The sequence below is a fragment of the Paenibacillus paridis genome (genome assembly GCF_006345825.1).
GTDB lineage: Bacteria > Bacillota > Bacilli > Paenibacillales > Paenibacillaceae > Pristimantibacillus > Pristimantibacillus paridis.
The window spans coordinates 2128602-2147752 of sequence record NZ_VCIX01000092.1 but is presented as its reverse complement, the minus strand read 5'-3'; the positions used below and the strand labels follow the sequence as shown (position 1 = coordinate 2147752).

The window sequence follows — 19151 nt, the reverse complement described above, 5'->3', positions numbered from 1 at the left end:
ATAATGGGACAAGTTAAACCAAAGGTATTTTGGAGAGGAATGATTACCTTGTGGACTTTTATAACATCGAACCTTCCCGATTGGAAAATGTGTGCGCAGGCTCTCATCAGTATGTTGATTGCCATAGGTATTTATTTTCTAAACAAATATCTGGGGTCGTTAGTTACAAAAAAGGATGCTTCTACCCAAAAAGATAAGAACGGAAACGAGCATGCTGTTAAGTCGAATTTGTCTGCCGATTATGATGAGAATTTGAATGCAATCAAACAAGCTATTAGCAGTAATAGTGATGTTCATTTTCGTGAATTTCAAATAACGGTCATTCATGCTCGGGCTGCGCTTATTTTTGTAGACGGGATGCAGAATGAAGAGTTGATTAGTGAGTATGTAATGAAAATTTTAATGTCTGATACGGAGAGGGATATAACAGGCATAAATCCTCTGGCGTTATCCACCTATCTTCTAGAAAATGTTTTGCCCGTGTGCGAGGCCTATGAAGCTGAAGATCTTCATGATTTAAATCAATCCATCTTGAAGGGTTGTACGGCCTTGCTTATTGAAGGCATGCCAAATGCACTGCTGATCCACGCGTCAAATATGAAGTCAAGGGCAATTAACGAACCTAGCTCTGAAGCTCTGCTTCGCGGCCCTCGCATCGGTTTTACCGAGGTATTAAGCGAGAATACATCTATGCTGCGCAGACAAGGCTTCAGCGATGATCTGGAAATAAATATGTATGAGGTAGGAGCCCGAATTAAAAGGAAATTAGTTATTGCTTACATGAAGGAAATCGTGAATCAAGACCTACTTCAGGAGGTTAGAGACCGAATTGGAAAAATCAATATAGATTTCGTCGCTGAGTCTGGTTATGTCGAACAACTCATCGAAGATAATTACCTAAGCCCATTTCAGCAAACTCAAAATACAGAGCGCCCCGATCGTGTCATAAACAGTTTATTAGAAGGAAGGATAGCTATTCTCTTGGATGGTACTCCTTTCGCTCTAATTGTTCCCGTAACCTTTGGCATGCTGCTGCAGTCGCCTGAGGATTATTATGACCGTTGGCTCCCAGGAACTTTTTTGCGAATGCTGCGGTTTTTCGCAGCATTTTTGGCCTTAATGGCACCAGCTTTATATATTTCCTTTATCTCCTTTCATCCAGGCTTAATACCGACAGAGCTAGCCGTTACGATTATTGAAACAAGGCAAGGCGTACCCTTTCCTTCATTAATAGAAGTGTTGATTCTGGAAATATCTATAGAAATATTACGTGAGGCAGGAATTCGTTTACCTAAGCCGATTGGGCCCGCAATGGGCATCGTTGGCGGTTTGATTATTGGAGAGGCTGCTGTACAGGCAGGAATTGTAAGTCCCTTTTTGGTCATAGTCGTTGCGGTGACTGCTATCTCCTCTTTCTCAATACCTGTGTACAGTGCAGGCATTACATTGCGAATTTTACGTTTCGGGGGCATGTTATGCGCAGCAGTATTAGGGATGTTCGGAACGATCCTGTTTTTTTTATTGATCTGCGGTCATTTAAGCAAGCTGAAAAGCTTTGGCGTCCCTTATGTTACACCATTCTCACCAGTTCGCTTTAGCGATTGGAAGGATTTATTTGTGCGTGCTCCGCTGCCCTTAATGAAGAAACGACCGAAAATGATGAAGACTCGAGACAAGAAGCGAATATCTTAGCTGCCTAGATTGGAGGAGCAAGCATGTTTACACGTACTGATGATAAAATCTCGACAAGACAAACTGCGATATTTATAACGGATTCAGTACTTGGGGCGGGAATTTTAACCTTGCCCCGAAGTGTAATTGAAAGCGCGCAAACACCGGATGTGTGGCTATCTGTATTAGTAGGCGGATTTATCGTTCTAATGGTATCACTAGTCATGGTGAAATTAAGCCAACAATTTCCGAATAACACGGTGTACCAATATGCTAAACGAATTGTCGGAACTGTCCCTGGCGGGATGTTAAGCGTGTGCTTAATTATTTATTTCATTGTGATTGCGGGATTCGAGGTAAGGGTATTCGCAGAGGTTACTATCTATTTTTTGTTGGAAGGAACGCCTATTTGGGCCATTGTGATTCCCTTCATTTGGGTAGGTGCCTATATTTGTTTGGGAGGAATTAATTCTATTGCAAGGGTATTTCAGATTATTTTCCCGATCAGTATCCTAATATTGGTGCTTTCTTATTTCTTAAGTATCCGATTGTTTGAAATCGATAATTTACGTCCTGTTTTAAGTGAAGGCTTACTGCCGGTATTTAAGGGGCTGAAGTCGACTGTACTCGTATTTACAGGATGTGAGGTCATCATGATTCTCGTTGCTCACATGCAGCATCCGGAGCGGGCCGTCAAAGCGACCTTTGCAGGAATAGGAATTCCTCTTGTGCTCTACCTTATGACCGTAGTTGTCGTGATCGGAGGAATGTCTATTGATTCGGTTATGAATAGCACATGGCCTACCATTGATCTCCTTCGGAGCTTTGAAATCGCAGGATTGATTTTTGAACGATTCGAATTTCCTTTTTTGGTCATCTGGATGATGCAACTGTTTTGCAATTTCACAAGTTTTTATTATCATGCATCGTTAGGCATTTCTCAGGTATTTGGTGTTAGAATTCTTCCAGTAATATTTGGATTAATACCGGCTATCTTTATTACGGCGCTGCTCCCCGAGCGAATAAATGAAGTTTTTAAGTTGGGTGATTCAATAGGCATGATGGGCATTGCTATCTTTTTCCTAGTACCGGTCCTGCTATCTGTCATTTTCTTGTTTAGAAAGAAGGTTTTAAAACACCATGTATAGACAAAAAAAGATGCTTATTATGCTTCTCCTATCCTCTCTTGTTGTCATACAAGGATGCTGGAGCAGTAAAGAAATCGAAGATTTAAGTGTTTATACGGGGCTGGCATTAGATGTAGGCGAACGGGTTGATATTGAACGGGACTTGGAAAGCCAAGGTGCAAACTACTTCAAAAAAAATCTAGTCACAGCGACCGTACAAATCGTTCCGATTAAATCATTCGAAAGACAAGAGAAATCCAAAGAGAAGCAGTTATTAAAATATTCAAATTTAAGATTGACGGGGGATTCCATATTTGAAATTATGCGCCAATACTCCACCCGCCGTGATCGCCCAGTCATCGGTCATCATCTGAAAGTGATTGTGGTATCAACAAAATTGGCTCAACAGCAGCATATGGATCAACTGATGGACTTCGTGCTTCGTGATAATGATATACGCCCAAGCTGCAGGGTGTTCTTTAGCAAGGGAAGAGCCTATGACACGTTTTTGAGCGACCAACCGGAAGAAGTTCCTGCATTTCGAATTAACTCGATGACTCAAAATAGTTACAGGACCAATAAGGTAATGAAAGAGGTCAATCTCACTCAGCTGGATGGCCTGATCCACTCCAAACAAAGCTTCTTGCTGCAAAATATCATTTCTTCAAATGGGGAAATCGAATTCTCAGGCGCAGGCATTATTAAGGGGGATAAAAGCAAGTGGATTGGCGATTTGAATCAGGAAAATGTGGAGAGTTTATCTTGGATTCAAGGATCTGGTCATGGAGGAGTGATCAAAGGTTATGACTGGAGAAATCAAACGATTTCCTATGAGATTAAATCCATGAAAAGTAAAATGACTGCAAAATTACAAGGCGATGATTTATCCTTTCATATATCAATTGAATCGAAAGGAAGATTAATTGAGAATTGGGATATCAATGAAAACCCATCCGAGCTGACATATTTGGAAGCGGCAGAGATGGTTTTCGAACAACGCTTAACAAAAATGATAAATAATCTGATGTGGAAAATGCAGTCGAAGTACAAAGTGGACGTAGCGGGGTTCGGGAAAAATCTTTCTATTAAATATCCTCAGAAATGGAAAAAAGTTAAAGAAAACTGGGATGAGGAATTTAGTCGAATTCCGGTTACCTTTGAGATTAAACTTACGATTACGGATTATGGTTCTTCTACAAAATAAAGACTTATTGATTACAAAGAGCTCCCCCAAGTAGGCACACCGCGCCAATTGGAGGAGCTAAAGTTTCAATAGGGTTGAATATGCTTATTGATTTACGTTATGTTTTATTGATCCGTCTGGATATGCCCGCTCTTTTTATCAGTCTGGATGATGACGATGACTAGCACGAAGCCGATTAAAGCTAAGCCTGCTGCGAGCCATGGCAAGCCGCCTAGGCCAGAATGCGTAATGACGACGCCGCCAATGTAGGCGCCAAAGGCATTCCCCATATTAAGAAAAGAGTGATTGGAGGTCGCGACAAGCATGGGAGCTTCACTTGCCAAAGTCATGGTACGGAGCTGAATGCCCGGCATAATGCTGAAGGCGGCAATTCCCCAAATAAATAAAGTTGCTATCGCTAAAACGGGATTGTGTAAGGTAACCGAAAAAGCGGCCAAAACGATGCTTAAACATGCGAAGTTAACCATTAGAGCGGGAAGCAGCTTCCAATCCGCGAGCTTGCCTCCAATTAAATTGCCGATGGTAACGGATATGCCGAAAATGACAAGAATCCAGGTAACGCTTTGTTCTTGAAACCCGCTAATCTCCTGAAGCACTGGCGAGATATAGGTGAATAAGGCGAACAGGCTTGCGCATCCAAATAAGCCGGCTATGAGCATAAGCAGCACCTGTGGTTTTACAACGGCTTTAATCTCCTGCATTACGCTGGCATTGTGGCTTTCGGTAATAATGGGGATGTGCTTCCAGATACCAGCTAGCGCAATAATGCCCAAAACCGTAATCACCCCAAATGAAGCCCTCCAACCGAATTCCTGACCGATAAAGGTACCGAAGGGTACGCCAACAATATTGGCAATTGTAAGTCCAGCCAAGACCAGCGCTACCGCGCTTCCCTTTTTGTGAGGAGGAACGAGATGGGTAGCGATTAAAGTTCCTGCGCCAAGAAACGTACCATGAGCAAGCGCAGTCACGATTCTTGCAATAATGAGCAAGGGATACGTCGGCGCAATCATGGAAAAAGCATTGCCCAGAATAAAAATGAGCACAAGCAGCAGCAACAGTTTTTTCTTCGCGACGGAATGCGTCAAAATGGTCAAAATGGGTGCTCCGATTGCAACGCCCAGAGCATAACTCGTAATAATTTGGCCGGCTTGAGGGATGGTTACGTTAAGATCGGAAGCTACGTTAGGCAGCAGTCCCATGACTAAAAATTCGGTCATGCCAATGGCAAAGGCTCCTATCGTTAACCATGCAAGCGAGGCCGGCATCTTCTCCTTTGGCTGCGACTGTACGCCAGCAAGGGATTGTGGGTTTAACATATAAAATTCTCCTATCCTGTCTTTTTCTCTATTTATTATGCAGGATATAATCATAATTTTTGATGAATGAAATTACAATGCAACATCTTGGCTTCCTTCAGCTAAATGTGATAGATCTTGCTTTTTTCTACTTGGATAAAAGATAATAATGTTAGAGCAAGCACAGTCAGATCTGAGGATGAGAATAGTTATGAATGTAACCTTACACTATATCGGAAAAGTATTGGAGCGGCCGGATTGGAATTTTCCAACACATCAGCACGGGCACTTCAGCGAGCTTATTTTTGTAACGAAGGGCGAAGGTGTTGTGACGATTGCGGGTGAACGTTACGCAGTGCAGGAGGGAGACCTGCTGGTATACAATAAAGGCGTAATCCATGAGGAGTATTCAAGCCAAAATAACCCGTTGGGCCTTTACTACTGCGGCATTATACATCCGGATATGGAAATGTTAATACCGCTGGAAAGCTGCCCAGTCATGAAAACAAAGGAACACATAAATACCGTGCACTCTTTATTTGACCTGTTATTTGAAGAGGCGCAGCACAAACGGGACCAGTATCAGCTGGCCGCCTATCAATTATTATCGGTATTGGTCATTTGGGTTCATCGGTTGAATAAAGAAAATACGATATTCGATAAAGTGAGGAATGCAGAGACCCTTGCAATTGGAATAAAAGAATATTTGGATATTCACTATTTGCGCCATCTCACGCTACAGGATATTTCAACCGAGTTTCATATGAGCCCATTTTACATTTCTCATGTGTTTCATCGAAAGTACAACGACTCGCCAATCAATTATATTTTACATCGCCGCATGGCCGAAGCCAGACAATTGCTTGTTGCAACCAAGCTGGAAATATCGGTGATTGCCCATTTGCTTGGTTATGAAAATGCGAATTATTTTTCCATTTTATTCAAACGTCTAATGGCCGAATCGCCAAGCCAATACAGAAAGAGGGAGCTTCGCGAACGGATAAATTTATAAAGCGAATTTAAATAAGACCTTGCTAACTTTAGCGGGGTTTTTGTTTTCGTAGCATCTAAAAACCGAATTCCCTTTATTATTTGCTATTTCTATTTTTACGAAATTCCTTAGGAGTCATGCCTTGATGCTTCTTATAGGACTGGATAAAATGATTGACATGATTAAAACCAACGGTTCGGGCAATTTCGGTAATTGTATAGTCCGTAGACTCTAACAGCTCGCAGCTTTTCTTAATACGGTACTTAATCAAGTAGGAGTAAGGAGTCATATGAATGCTCTTCTTAAAGCTGCGAGCACACTCCGAAACGCTCAGATGGGCTGTGTCGGCAATTTCTTTTAAAGTCATATCCGTTGAATAGTTTTGATGAATATAGCTAAGCATTAATTGAAGTCTTTCTTGTTGAAGTCTGTTAGATTTAGTGGACTCTTCGGAAGATAGCGAAATGTTTGAGATTAAAATTAACCAAAGCTGGACGGTCTTAATGGAAACCTCATATTGCCATCCCCAGTTTGTTTTCATCTCAAATTCTTTTTTCATGGACCAAAGAATTTGCAGAATATGATTATGCCAATCGGTTTCTCCTTTGATTTCCAAAGACAATAAAGAAGAATTGGTAAAAGGAAGAACATAGCTTTTTTCCATGGCACTATTCGAGTAGAAGGCTAGCAACTTTTCAGGAAAGTTAAAACTGACATATTCACCGTCATGAGTAAGGTGTGTAACCATATGTAGAACGCTTTTATTAATAAAAATAGCCTGACCCGTTTTTAAATCATAATCCATTCCATTAATTTGTATCGTTAAGTGCCCTTTGGACACTAATGTCATTTGTAATTCTTCATGCCAATGGAGATCGTTAAAACCTCTGCCCTCAGGAATCGATTTATGAAGAGTATGGGTGTACATGATGTAGGGGAATGTCTCGTCAGGATACTGAATGGCCTCGTATAATTGTTTGCTCAAAGCAATGCTCCTTTATGTTGGCGATATTTCGATATAAAAGAAAGAAATAATTACACAAAATAATCATCCGTGATGATATTATTATATCCAGCTTAAGCGTACCTTTACAATTCCGTGCACAGGCAATTGTTTATTCGTATGGAGGAATTATGTTAAAGTCAGCGAAATCAATTTTGTCATCTCATCCGTTTATTTTGTTATTTATCAGTATATTGTCCGTTTCTATTTCATCCATTCTAATCAAGTTTTCGGATACGCCTACTTCTGTGGCTGGGATGTACAGATTGTTTATTTCCGTCGTTATCCTGCTGCCTTTTGTACCTTGGAGGCTGCTTCGATCCATAGAAATGAATAAAAAAGATTGGAGTATCGTAATGTTAGCCGGCATTTTTTTAGGGCTGCACTTTTTATTCTGGATGGAATCATTGGTCTATACCTCGGTCGCAAGCTCCATGGTCATTCTCGCTTTACAGCCGTTATTTGTAGTGATCGGTTCGTACTTCTTGTTCAAAGAACGTGTTCATTTACTAACTATTTCTTGCCTGATCGCTGCACTTCTTGGTTCAATCCTTATCGCTTCAGGTGATATAAGCATTTCGAAAGAAGCGTTATTCGGAGACTTCTTATCATTAATCGGCACAATTTTTGTTTCCATATACCTCTTGGCGGGGCAGAAGGTAAGCGGCAAAATGGATGCAAATGTGTACAGTATTATCGTTTTTTTTATTGCTGGCATCGTCTTGCTCGTCTATAGTTTGATAAATAACTACTCTCTAACGGAGTATGGCTCATCCGATTGGACATATTTTTTGATGCTTGCCATTATTCCAACTATTTTTGGGCAATTTTTATTTAATCTATTATTGAAATCAATTGGGGCAACTACCGTTTCGGTTGGCATTATTGGAGAACCTGTCCTAGCTATTATTCTTGCTTATCTATTGTTAGGAGAAACCATATCCTTATTTCAGCTCTTAGGCGGTATGGTAACTTTATTCGGCATGGGAATGTATTTTTGGACAAAGTCTTTACAAAGGATACGAATAATTGACAACCATCTATGATTCTTTTGAATCGTTAAGGTGTAATAGAAATGCATTCGAGGGAGGAAACAATGCCGAAAAACGATCATATGCTGGCCATTCTGTGGATGCTGAATTCGGGTGTGAAAATAACCGCAAAGCAAATATCTGAAAAGTTGGAAATCAATATAAGGACCGTATATCGGTATATGGATGCGCTTAACGCGAGTGGAGTACCGATTATATCTGATTCAGGTCATCATGGCGGATATAGCCTGCTGAATACATTTATTAAGTCGCCTCTGTTATTTGATATGGAAGAAAAAAAGGCACTGCTTCATGCTGCTGCATTTGCAGAAGAGGCTGGATATCCTTTGAGCGAGGCGTTAGGCAATGCGACGTTAAAACTAAAAATGTATTCGAATCAAGAGCAAGAAAGTATGCTCGGCCATCATGTAGCCGGATTTGAAGTTATAAACCTGAAAAGAGATCCTTCCATTCAGCCGATACTGGCGGAATTGGAGCAGGCCGTAGCTAATGAATACGCAATCGACATGGATTATCGCACCAGCCGTGACGAACAACCGAAGAAAAGGGTGATAGACCCATATGGAATCGTATATTGGAAAAATAAATGGTATACCGTTGCATTTTGCCACCTTAGAAATGAGATCCGCAGCTTTCGGGCAGATCGGATTTTACAAATCAAACGTACACCAATCCTGTTTAAACGTTCAGAAGCGTTTTCTGCGCGTGAATTATTTATGAAAAATCTGTTGCCTGATTTAGCAGGCAAGGATGGTTTAATTGCTGTAACGATCACAGGCAGATCAGAGGCATTGGATGATTTATGCTTGCATTGGTTTATGGGGCATTATTTGAAAGAGCGGACATCCAATCAAGCAGTCTTCCAACTGGAGGAAGAGTCCCTTCATGCTTATGTTCCTCATTTTCTCCTATCCTATGGAAAATCCATTCAAGTCATCGAACCACAGAGTTTAAAAGTGAAGCTGGCTGCCGTTGCGTCGGAGCTATTGGAATATTATCAACTTTAATAGCTTCACTGACAGCAGCTGTCAGTGAAGCTATTTTATAATGATAATAGTCATTGATTTCTGTTCGAGGGCTGGTATCGCGTGCAGAATGGTGAAAAAGAGGAGGAGTTGCAAATGAATAATATGGTATATCTTTATGTGTTTGACACAATGGCAGACTGGGAAATAGGTTACTTGACTGCCGAACTGAACTCGGGAAGATATTATAAAAAGGGTCTAAGCCCGTCAAAAATAGTTACTGTGGGACTGGAGAAGACTGCTGTCACAACCATGGGCGGATTGAAAATATTGCCTGATATTCAACTGGATGAGTGCAGCATAGAAAGCGCAGACGCATTGATTTTACCCGGTGGAAATACTTGGACAGAAATAACGCATCAACCCATTTTAGCATTCGCTGAGAGGTGTCTTGAGGAGGGGATAGTAGTTGCGGCGATTTGTGGGGCTACAACCGCGCTTGCTCAGAGAGGATTGCTGAATTCGCGCAGCCATACAAGCAATGATCTCGGATACTTACAAATGATTTGCCCTGCGTACACGGGCGAAAAGGAATACAAAATGGAGCCTGCTGTAACGGATGGAACTCTGATTACTGCTTCTGGGATAGCTCCTTTGGAATTTTCGTTTCATGTCTTGAAAGCTCTGGGTGTGTTTTCCATAGAAACATTAGATGCATGGTATGGTCTGTATAAGACTCATGACTCTAAATATTTCTATGAGTTAATGGAATTAATCCAATGAAGCTATCTATCTAACGCTCGATAGTGTGATTTGAAATCGTCAAAAATGATGGTATGCTGACTAGACTGACTTTAGTCTTCAAGTGAGCGACAGAATCTCTTGGGAGTTGACATCATCTTATGATTGTGGAAAATCACCTTACCCTTTGGAACCAGGTAACTTTGAATATAATGAACGTACAGCGCTCTATGCATCCGATTGACGAGAATTCGCATACTTATGAGCTCTCGTACAGTACTTTATTGTATACGATACGAGGTCGTGCGCGACTTATGGTAGATGGGGTTGAGCACCAAATGGGGAATGGATATGTTTTCCATGCCGGCAGTGGATCGGTGCTTACGATTTTGGACATTACCGACCATTTGGAATATTATGCGATTCAATATAACGCCTCTCTACCTCAGCCATGCAGTCCAGATCTGCTTCAATTAATGACTAGCACCGAACCGTTTGAGATCCACTACGGTTTCGTGGTCAGCCATCCTGCTCGGCTGCTCCTGTCCCTGTCTCGTATGGAGCAGGAATGGGCACGGCCGGAAGCAATGGCGAAGCTGCAGGTGAAATCATGGTTTTATCAGTTCATTTGCGAGCTGATGGGAGAACTGCAGCAGCAGCAATTGGAGCAGGCTTCGCCAGATTTGGTACTGCAGGCTGCTAGATATATGGATGAACACTATGCCGATCCGATTACAGCAGATACACTTGCAGCGTTATTGAATTGCAGCCCGCGGACCATACAGCGAATGTTCAACAAGCGGCTGGAGCTTGGTCCAATTGACTACCTGATGCAGATCCGTATAGACAAGGCTAAGGAATTACTAAGTCGCACGAATGAAGGGCTTAAGGATATCTCCGAAGCCATCGGTTATATGGACAGCTACTACTTTAGCCGATTGTTTAAGCGTTACACGGGTGTATCGCCAAGTACGTACCGAGATTCGATGCAGCATGCTAGACGTACTGAAGTGGAGAATATGGATGTAAACGCATTTAATTGGGAAGCAGTTGACAGAGAAAATCAGGGGTCGTCAGATCCGTTGCATGCTGCTATTCGTCGATCGCTGCGGTCGATCATTCACCTTAAAGGTGAGGTAGTGCTCCAGCATCGGCCTGAGAAAATTGCGGTGCTCGATCCTCAGTTTTTGGACCATATGCTGGCACTAGGCGAGCAACCTGCCGGCAGCGTCATGGTAACCGGGGATCTTACCGGCTATCCGGAGTATTTGATGGGCAAGCTGCGCAAGTTCCAGCCTTTGGGAACGTTGGATGAACCCGATCTCGATGCACTGCGTGATTTGGAGCCCGATCTAATCATCTGCACGGAGTTTCAGAAAAACATATATGAAAGCCTTACCTATATCGCGCCGACAATTATGCTTGAGCGAAATCGCGACTGGAGAGAAACCTTGCGAATCTTTGGGAGAATTTTGGGCAAAAAACATGAGGCGGAACAGGTATTGCAGCAATATAAACACAAAATCAGCGGCCTGAAATCGTCACTGGCAACAAAGCTGCATGGTCAGTCCGTTACGCTGATTCGGCCGCGGGAAAATAGCATTCGGCTGCATACATCCGTTCATCGGACGGCAGCGATTCTATACCGGGATCTGGGTCTATATCCGCCGAAACTAGCGGTTGACCGTAAAAGAACCAGCTCACTCATCTCTTTGGATGGCTTGCCGGAGCTCGATGCAGATCATTATTTTTTGTTGACCGACCATAAATGTAAGGCTTGGTCGGATGAGATTCAGACAACGACGACATGGAAAAGTTTGCGTGCGGTTCAGCATCATCAAATCTACCATGCCAAAGCGAGCATTTGGATTGCTTATTACGGCCCTATCGCATTGAATCAGGTGGTTGATCAAGTGGCTGAGGTTTTCTTGGATGCGAAATAAATTGTTTTACCTTAAAACATAGGGAACTACGAGTGCATCGCTCATCTATTTCTTATACTAACACTGTTGTTTGCGGATATTCCGATCCGAGCAGCAGTGTTTTTTTGTCGTCATAATCCAGTGTCTTTGGCGCAAATATCCATTGATGATAACGGAACAAGTCGTTATAGTGTTGTAAGTGACGATGAGTGTCATTCTCAATTAAGAAACGGAGGAATTACACATATGTATCCCAAGATTAAATTAGCATGGACCTTTAGCCTGTTCGTATGTTTAGTCATACTTCTAGGCGCATGCTCAGACAGCTCAAAACAAGAAAGCAATAACGTTGGAGCAGGAACGACAAATCAACCTCAAGCAACAAATGAGCAGTCTACAAATAGCAGCGCTGTTGTGGAGCCCATCCTCGCACCACCAGTCACTATCCAGCATTTAAAAGGTGAAATAACGCTTGAGAAGATACCGGAGAAAATTGTCGTGTTGGACGTGCAGTACGCAGATCAAATGCTGGCTCTGGGCGTTCAACCCGCGGGCAGCGTAATTGCTGAAACCGATAACGGACTTCCGCCATATTTGGGCGATAAAATGGGAGATATCCCGCTACTCGGAACGTATATCGAACCGAATCTGGAAGGAATCATTGCGATAGAGCCAGATCTTATCATCGCAACGGAATTCCATGACGATATCTACGAAGATCTACTCAAAATCGCACCGACGATTGTACTGGAACGCAATGAGGATTGGCGAACCGTACTGTTGAAGTTTGGGCAAATTTTGAATAAGCCCCAAGAGGCGCAAGCGCTGGTTGATGGTTACAAACAAAAAGTAAGCGATCTAAAAGCGGAGCTGACAGACAAAATGAAGGGCCAAACGGTGGCATTGATCAGGCCACGGGATGCAATGATTCGTCTCCAAACTTCATCGCATCGGACTTCTCAGATTTTATATGATGATTTAGGCCTAGCTCCACCCCAAATGGCAGTCAACAGCAAAGATTCAAGTATGATGATTTCGCTTGAAGCTCTCCCGGATCTAGCTGCTGATCATTTGTTCCTTCTTCAGGACGATACGAATGTAGAGCTCACGACTGAATTTCAGAATACGATGATCTGGAAAAGTCAGAAAGCAGTTAAGGAAAACCAAGTATATGCAGAGAATACAGCGCAATGGATCGGTTATTATGGGCCAATAGCAATCAATTTGATTGTCGATCAGATCGCTGATGCACTTAACTAATTCCTGTTGACCAGAGAATGCTAGGGGGTGCGCATGAACAAGCAGTCACGAATCATGCAGGAAGAATGGGATTATTTAAACTCTCAATTTGGCTTGAGTGAATATGGTTCAGCCCGTCCTGATTATTCGATAAGAGCGGCAGACTTGCTCGACGCGGAGATATGCTCTGCTTATTTAGACAGGCTGACAGTGCTTCTACAATCCCCGTCGAGGATGATCACGGCTTCGCAGTTTTTTAAAAGGTACGCCTTCGTAACTTCCGTTCCGCTGTTGTATGCGATGTCCGTGTATAACCAGGGACTGGATCTGTCTGCGGAGAATTGCTATCTTGAATCTTCGCCGAATCAGTCTTGGCTTGAGCATGTCAGCCTAACCGATATTGGCACTGCAATGCCGGAAATGATCGATCGGCATGTTTGGCGCGATCAGGTTCTTCTAGCTCTTTTTGCCGGGAACATTGGGAAGTTAATAGCAGTCATGTCCAGAGTGTCCAACGTACCAAAATCAATATTATGGGAAAATGTTGCAGTTCGGGTATTCTCGCTTTACGAGAAGCGAATCGGGGTAAGGGAAGAAATGCGAGAGCATTCCCACGGCCAAGCCGACTTTCAGTATTTAATTCATCAGGCTCCTGGCGTTTTATTCGGGGAAAAGAAAAACCCGCTCAGCCGCTTCTATGGCAAACGGACTTGTTCATCTGATTCTAATCCGCCCATCCGTATTCGCAAAACCTGCTGCTTCTATTATGAAGTGTCCAGCATTAAAGAATACTGCTCTAACTGTCCAAAGATAAGCAGCTAAGGGATCACTGTAAGCTTGTCTACTAAAAGCATAACTATATAACCTAGCGCCGCCCACCTCTATGGGCGGTACTTTGCATTTTCGCGAACGGGTAATCTTTTTTGTTTCAAAGTAGCTGCAGGCATTAATTTTCATATTACCCCCTGAAATCGACAAAATTCGACGAATCTCTATAGAAGCTATACATAAGGAGTGAATCTCGATGGTGAAAAACTACAAACGCTTCATTCAGAACCAATTCGAAAAAGCGAAATCTACAGCTTCCGAATTCATTTCATCAAAAAGTGAAGAACAAGAAGAAAGTATGATAGAACTCAATACGCAATATTATGTTGAATTGAAATCAATCGCTGATAAGCAGCAAACGACCGTACAAGCGATCGTAAATGGAATCATTGTTCAATACCTGGCAAGTATCCCTGATGAAAGAACCACCATTTCAGTGGATCAAAAAGAAGATAACCCACTACTTTATTTGGATGGCATTTGCAAAATAGTGGATTAAGGAGTGCTGACCTATGGATAACGACTTGAATATACAGGATACCATTTTTCTGGACGGAACTGCTTTGGCCGCTTTAATGAACCCTGAAGATCCCCGTTATGTAAAAGCGCGTTCCCTGTTTCTAGATTTGCATGACTTAGAACGTAATTACGTGACGACCAATTCCATTATATTTGATCTTCACGAATGGCTGCGCAATGACTACAGCTATCAGCAGGCGGAATATTTTTTGAAGGCCATCGATAAAGCGGTAAGTAAAGGCAAGCTGGCGGTTATCTCCAACGGCCCTGAATTTGATGGGGAATCGCGCAGGCTGCTGATGGATAGGCCCGAACTCCGATTTTCGCTCAGCGAGGCATTCACTGCTGTGACCATGTCCTATTATCAAGTAAAACGCATCTTTACTTTCAATCGCAATTACATGATGCTTGCCAATTTAGATAAGGATATTCGCATCATTCCATCCAATTAAAAGTCTTAAAACAAATACAGCCAACCTCTTGAGAGGTTGGCTGTATTTGTTTATGACAAGTTTTTTTTGAAACGGCAGTTGTTGTTCTCCGTCCCCACTTCTTTATGCTATATTCTCTATTTGGATTTTATATAAAAGTTTGTCATTTTGCCGTCATTGGGCTGTATTATACTTCTCCTGAGCCAAAAGTCTGATGGAGACTGATTAATAAGTAATGCTTTTTCTCAATGATTAATAGTTAATAAGTATCATTATTTTTAATTAGAAGAAAATCAAATTGAATCTAGACTTAAATTTAATAGTTTCAGTTAACTTTTAAGAAAGGAAAGATGATTTTTGGTTATTTTTTAAAATATTTCTTCAAACTTATGGACTAATATGATTATAGTTCTAAAGTTATTGTTGTAGTAGGTCGATAGATGTATATAGATAGTCGAATAGGCTCGTAATATGCGAATATTTTACTATATTCTTTTGTCGGGAGGTTTAGAGCATACGACTGAGTGGGGCATGGTGGGCAAAAGGGCTGGTAAAGCACAATGAAGCGGGTATCAAAAAAGCATTACCTCTGATTAATCGAAAATACGAACTCCTGCGTCATTTATCGGAGCCAGAACTTCAACAGCAGATTGAGCGGCTCAGAGAAGAGGTTGTCCAGCATATGCAGCCTCGTCATGTAACTTACACGACTGTTGCAATTGTTAAGGAAGCGGTTAGACGCAAGTTGGGCGTGATCCTGCATGATGAGCAGTTACTGGGCGGTTACATGATGATCAAAGGAAACGTCACGGAGATGCTGACCGGCGAAGGAAAGACTCTGACGTCACTCATTCCTCTTTTTTGGTTCGGGCTGCAAGGCAAGGGCGTCCATATGATTACGGTCAACCCTTATTTAGCGGAGCGGGATTACATGCAGGCAAGAGAAGTGTTTCATTTTTTGGGTATGACAGTCGGTCTTAACAGGTCAGAGCTTCGTATGGAGGAGAAACAGTCCGTATACGAATGCGAAATAACTTATGGCACTTGGTCGGAATTTGGCTTTGATTACTTGCGGGACCATCTCGTATATGATCCTAAGCATCAGGTTCAGCGACCGCTGGCGTACGCGATAATTGACGAAATTGACAGTGTGCTTATTGACGAAGCTAAAACGCCTATGATTATCGCAGGCAAGTCAAAAGCCGCACCGGACCTTTATTACATATGCGCCAAGTTTGTCAGAGGCTTACGGGAGCATAGAGATTACGAGCGCGATGTCGAAACCAATCAAGTCATGTTCACCGAATCGGCAATTCGAAAGATTGAAACGGTGTTTATGATTGATAATTTATTTGATTTGGATCAAATGACGGTTTACCACTATTTGCTTCAGAGCTTAAGGTCTCAGGTATTAATGGAAGTTGACCGGGATTATTTAATTACAGACGGAAAAGTACATATAATCGATGCATTTACGGGCAGAGTGCTGGAAGGTAGGGAATTTGGCGACGGATTGCACCAAGCGATTGAAGTGAAAGAAGGGCTGCGGCTCAGCGAAGAAACTCGCACTAATGCTTCAATCACAGTTCAAAAGTATTTTGGCCTGTACCCGCATTTAATCGGCATGTCTGGCACGGTACAGACAGAAACCGAAGAGCTCAGGCATACCTACGGTTTGGAAGTGATGCCGATAAGCACACATCGGCCGATCGTTCGGAAGGACGCTCCTGATCTTGTTTTTTCCACCAAGGCAGCTAAGTTTCAACGTCTGGTAAAGGAAATTATAGCTCTGCATCAACGTGGAGCACCTATTCTCGTAGGTACAACCTCGGTTCAGCAGTCAGAGCAACTAGCCGCGAGACTGTCTCAAGTCCATTTGCCGTGCCAGGTGCTTAATGCGAAGACAGAACGGGAAGAAGCAGAAATCATCTCACGTGCAGGAAGAAAATCAGCGATCACGATAGCAACGAATATGGCAGGTCGCGGAGCGGACATTCGACTAGAAGCTGGCGTAGCTGAGTTAGGTGGATTGCATGTCTTTGGCCTGGAAAGGCATGAAAGCTGCAGGATCGATCTGCAATTGAGAGGACGGTCTGGTAGGCAAGGAGATCCAGGCGCATCTCAGTTTTTTATCTCGCTAGAGGATGAATTGTTTCTGCGTTTCGCTAGTGATGAGGCAGAGGATTGGCGCGAATCGTGGAAGTGGGGAGAGGAGGGCGTATCCTCTCAACAATTGCTTCGTTTTGCAGACATGGCCCAGAACAGGGCAGAACAGCAAATGTACGGAATTCGCACTTTGCTATATAAACTTGACTGTGTCGTTCATAGGCAGAGGGAGTGGTTCTATTCCGAGCGGGAGGACATTTTGCACTCAGAGAAAATGGAAGATATTCTTTCTCGCTCCGTTTCCCACTGGATAGATATCTGCGTTGAACGGCTGTGCCCGGCGAAGCGGCTTCCAGAAGAATGGAAAGTAAGGCAGTTGGGACAAGAGTTTGGTTTAACGGTTTCTATTCATGCTGTGGAATTGATGACTCCAAGTGAAATACGTCAACAGGTAGGACAGCAATGGCGTCAAGGGTGGTCACTGTTTTTGGAAACTCAGTTGCTGGAAAAGTGGCGTTCCAGTTGGAGAGAGCGGTGTTTGCGACTAATCGATCAATGTTGGATGGAACATATGGAGGTCTTAGGGTCCGTTAAACAAGGCATTCATTTACGGGCCATTGAAAAGCGGGATCTTGCCGACATTTATGAGGAGGAAGCGTATCAACTGCATCTGAAATTTATACGCAAATACCATCGGGCCATTACTAGAGAAGTGATTCAGGAGATGAAAGACCAGCTTGCCTTTCCGCTTAGTGGATCTGCTTAAACTCAGTCAGCGGTCAAATCGATTGCTATAGATCGGCTGGTAGTTTCATTGAGCTAAAAAATATAAATTTATCGTAGAAGTGAGGGTATTTCCTTGTCAAAGAATGGATCGGGTTCAAATAAAAAATTAAGCAAAACGGTTGCTAAAGCATTAACTTTAACCATTGCAGCTGCAACAGTAGTGCCATTATTGCCTGCAAATTTCACAACTGCCGAAGTGTCCCAAGATGTTAGCGTAGCAGACACCGTGTACATTCAGCCAACGGATACGGCTAGTCCTGCGATTGAGGCGGCAGAGGAATCACCACGGGTTGATGTGCCAACTGTAGAAATAGATGCACCAGCAATTGTCGTTCAAACGGAGGTGACAGCAGTGGATTCCATACAAAATGCTGTATCAGCAGAAGAGCTGCAGGTTGCATTGACGGCAGTGGAGTTGGCTTTGAATTTAACAGGTTACCATGAGCTTAGTCCTGTAGACCAAGCACAAGTAGCTGAAGTTCTCTTTTCTATTCATTCCAACGTGGCTTTCACAGACTCTGGTGTTATCCAGCAGGCACTGAATAAGGCAGTAGCCGCTCAAAGAGACATCTCGGTACTGCGCGATGCCATCACAGCTGTCAATACCGCAACTAGCGCAGTGCAGATGAAAAATGCATTGGAAGTCCCTTACTTGGGACTGGTTATGCTGAACTATAGAAATCTAAGCGCCGAAGGCAAACTTGCAGCGGCTGATTTGGTACTCCAAGCTGTACCCGCTGAAGGTTTCTTAAACCGTACTGATATTCAAAAAACTTTTAACGGAGCAATTGCCTCGGTTCTTGAGGCCGCGACGGAATAATAGAGAGGACGGTATCGGGAGGTTAGGATATGGATGGCCTGGCAGGAAGATGGGCTCGTCTGCGTCAGCGTTTATTTTCAGCGACGCTGAAATCGACAGAGTCGACCGACGAGCTTCCCAACACGGATATTCCCCATGACGAAGAGATTGTCCAAGGAATCGATCGTTTGGAGCTGGTGGAACAGCTTAAGATCATAGAAATTGCTAGTCGATACGTGGAGGAGCATTTTTCTCAGAAGCTACGGAATGATCCTTTATTGGACAAGGGATATGCTCTCAAATCCCAAATGTTCGTAACGAGTGGGGACGAACCGGTTTATCGTGTCAATTTGGAGGTGTTCTATCAGAATTCGATGGGACAACGCAAATATGAATATGTCGTAAGCCTAGTCCGCTTTGGTTCGGATGAATGGCAAGTGTTTCAAGTCAAATAAATAGTGCGCAAAAT

General features: G+C 42.9%; 17 protein-coding genes. 15 read left to right on the top strand and 2 right to left on the bottom strand.

The genetic code is table 11. The features are described 5' to 3' along the window. Nucleotides 1-39 precede the first annotated feature (39 nt). The 3 genes from FJQ58_RS31410 to FJQ58_RS31400 are packed head-to-tail and all read left to right on the top strand — an operon-like array spanning nt 40 to nt 4002. A complete protein-coding gene (locus FJQ58_RS31410; RefSeq protein WP_139999704.1) occupies nt 40-1692 on the top strand; it encodes a spore germination protein in 1653 nt (550 codons plus the stop codon). Between the two features lie 23 nt (nt 1693-1715). Continuing rightward, nucleotides 1716-2819: a GerAB/ArcD/ProY family transporter gene (locus tag FJQ58_RS31405; protein WP_139999702.1), complete on the top strand. Its 1104-nt coding sequence runs from the start codon at nt 1716-1718 to the stop codon at nt 2817-2819. Beyond that, entirely contained in the window at nt 2812-4002 is a 1191-nt protein-coding gene (locus tag FJQ58_RS31400; RefSeq protein ID WP_139999700.1) for a Ger(x)C family spore germination protein, read from the top strand. Before FJQ58_RS31405 ends, FJQ58_RS31400 begins: the two co-directional genes overlap by 8 nt. A 104-nt stretch (nt 4003-4106) precedes the next feature. Here the strand turns inward: FJQ58_RS31400 and FJQ58_RS31395 are convergent, their stop codons facing one another. Continuing rightward, nucleotides 4107-5321: an MFS transporter gene (locus FJQ58_RS31395; RefSeq protein WP_139999698.1), complete on the bottom strand. Its 1215-nt coding sequence runs from the start codon at nt 5319-5321 to the stop codon at nt 4107-4109. A 190-nt stretch (nt 5322-5511) separates the two neighbouring features. Between FJQ58_RS31395 and FJQ58_RS31390 the strand changes: the two genes are divergently transcribed. Further along, on the top strand, nt 5512-6312 hold the full coding sequence (locus FJQ58_RS31390) for a helix-turn-helix transcriptional regulator (protein ID WP_162341891.1): 801 nt from the start codon (nt 5512-5514) through the stop codon (nt 6310-6312). Nucleotides 6313-6388: 76 nt separating this feature from the next. Here the strand turns inward: FJQ58_RS31390 and FJQ58_RS31385 are convergent, their stop codons facing one another. After that, the gene (locus tag FJQ58_RS31385) at nt 6389-7276 is read right to left on the bottom strand and encodes an AraC family transcriptional regulator (RefSeq protein ID WP_139999695.1); all 888 of its coding nucleotides are present in this window, start codon (nt 7274-7276) and stop codon (nt 6389-6391) included. Between the two features lie 149 nt (nt 7277-7425). On the opposite strand from FJQ58_RS31385, the gene FJQ58_RS31380 reads away from it, so the two are divergent. The 11 genes from FJQ58_RS31380 (at nt 7426) to FJQ58_RS31330 (ending at nt 19137) form a co-directional block, all read left to right on the top strand. Further along, complete coding sequence (locus tag FJQ58_RS31380; protein ID WP_139999693.1) at nt 7426-8340, top strand: DMT family transporter; 915 nt, start codon at nt 7426-7428, stop codon at nt 8338-8340. Between the two features lie 50 nt (nt 8341-8390). Then, the gene (locus FJQ58_RS31375) at nt 8391-9353 is read left to right on the top strand and encodes a helix-turn-helix transcriptional regulator (RefSeq protein ID WP_139999691.1); all 963 of its coding nucleotides are present in this window, start codon (nt 8391-8393) and stop codon (nt 9351-9353) included. 114 nt (nt 9354-9467) lie between these two features. Further along, the gene (locus FJQ58_RS31370) at nt 9468-10094 is read left to right on the top strand and encodes a type 1 glutamine amidotransferase family protein (RefSeq protein WP_139999689.1); all 627 of its coding nucleotides are present in this window, start codon (nt 9468-9470) and stop codon (nt 10092-10094) included. A gap of 119 nt (nt 10095-10213) precedes the next feature. Then, nucleotides 10214-11995 carry an AraC family transcriptional regulator gene (locus tag FJQ58_RS31365; RefSeq protein ID WP_139999687.1) on the top strand — a complete coding sequence of 594 codons (1782 nt, stop codon included), beginning with the start codon at nt 10214-10216 and terminating at the stop codon, nt 11993-11995. Between the two features lie 225 nt (nt 11996-12220). Beyond that, nucleotides 12221-13234 carry an ABC transporter substrate-binding protein gene (locus tag FJQ58_RS31360; RefSeq protein WP_139999685.1) on the top strand — a complete coding sequence of 338 codons (1014 nt, stop codon included), beginning with the start codon at nt 12221-12223 and terminating at the stop codon, nt 13232-13234. 33 nt (nt 13235-13267) lie between these two features. After that, nucleotides 13268-14035, top strand: coding sequence for an IucA/IucC family C-terminal-domain containing protein (locus FJQ58_RS31355; protein WP_140000270.1), 768 nt, complete (start codon nt 13268-13270; stop codon nt 14033-14035). Between the two features lie 202 nt (nt 14036-14237). Further along, nucleotides 14238-14540: a hypothetical protein gene (locus FJQ58_RS31350; RefSeq protein ID WP_139999683.1), complete on the top strand. Its 303-nt coding sequence runs from the start codon at nt 14238-14240 to the stop codon at nt 14538-14540. 13 nt (nt 14541-14553) lie between these two features. Continuing rightward, complete coding sequence (locus FJQ58_RS31345) at nt 14554-15012, top strand: hypothetical protein (protein ID WP_139999681.1); 459 nt, start codon at nt 14554-14556, stop codon at nt 15010-15012. A gap of 493 nt (nt 15013-15505) precedes the next feature. Next, a complete protein-coding gene (locus tag FJQ58_RS31340) occupies nt 15506-17863 on the top strand; it encodes a preprotein translocase subunit SecA (protein WP_338016196.1) in 2358 nt (785 codons plus the stop codon). Nucleotides 17864-17956: 93 nt separating this feature from the next. Beyond that, the gene (locus tag FJQ58_RS31335) at nt 17957-18703 is read left to right on the top strand and encodes a hypothetical protein (protein ID WP_139999677.1); all 747 of its coding nucleotides are present in this window, start codon (nt 17957-17959) and stop codon (nt 18701-18703) included. Nucleotides 18704-18732: 29 nt separating this feature from the next. Then, on the top strand, nt 18733-19137 hold the full coding sequence (locus tag FJQ58_RS31330) for a hypothetical protein (protein WP_139999675.1): 405 nt from the start codon (nt 18733-18735) through the stop codon (nt 19135-19137). Nucleotides 19138-19151: the final 14 nt, after the last annotated feature.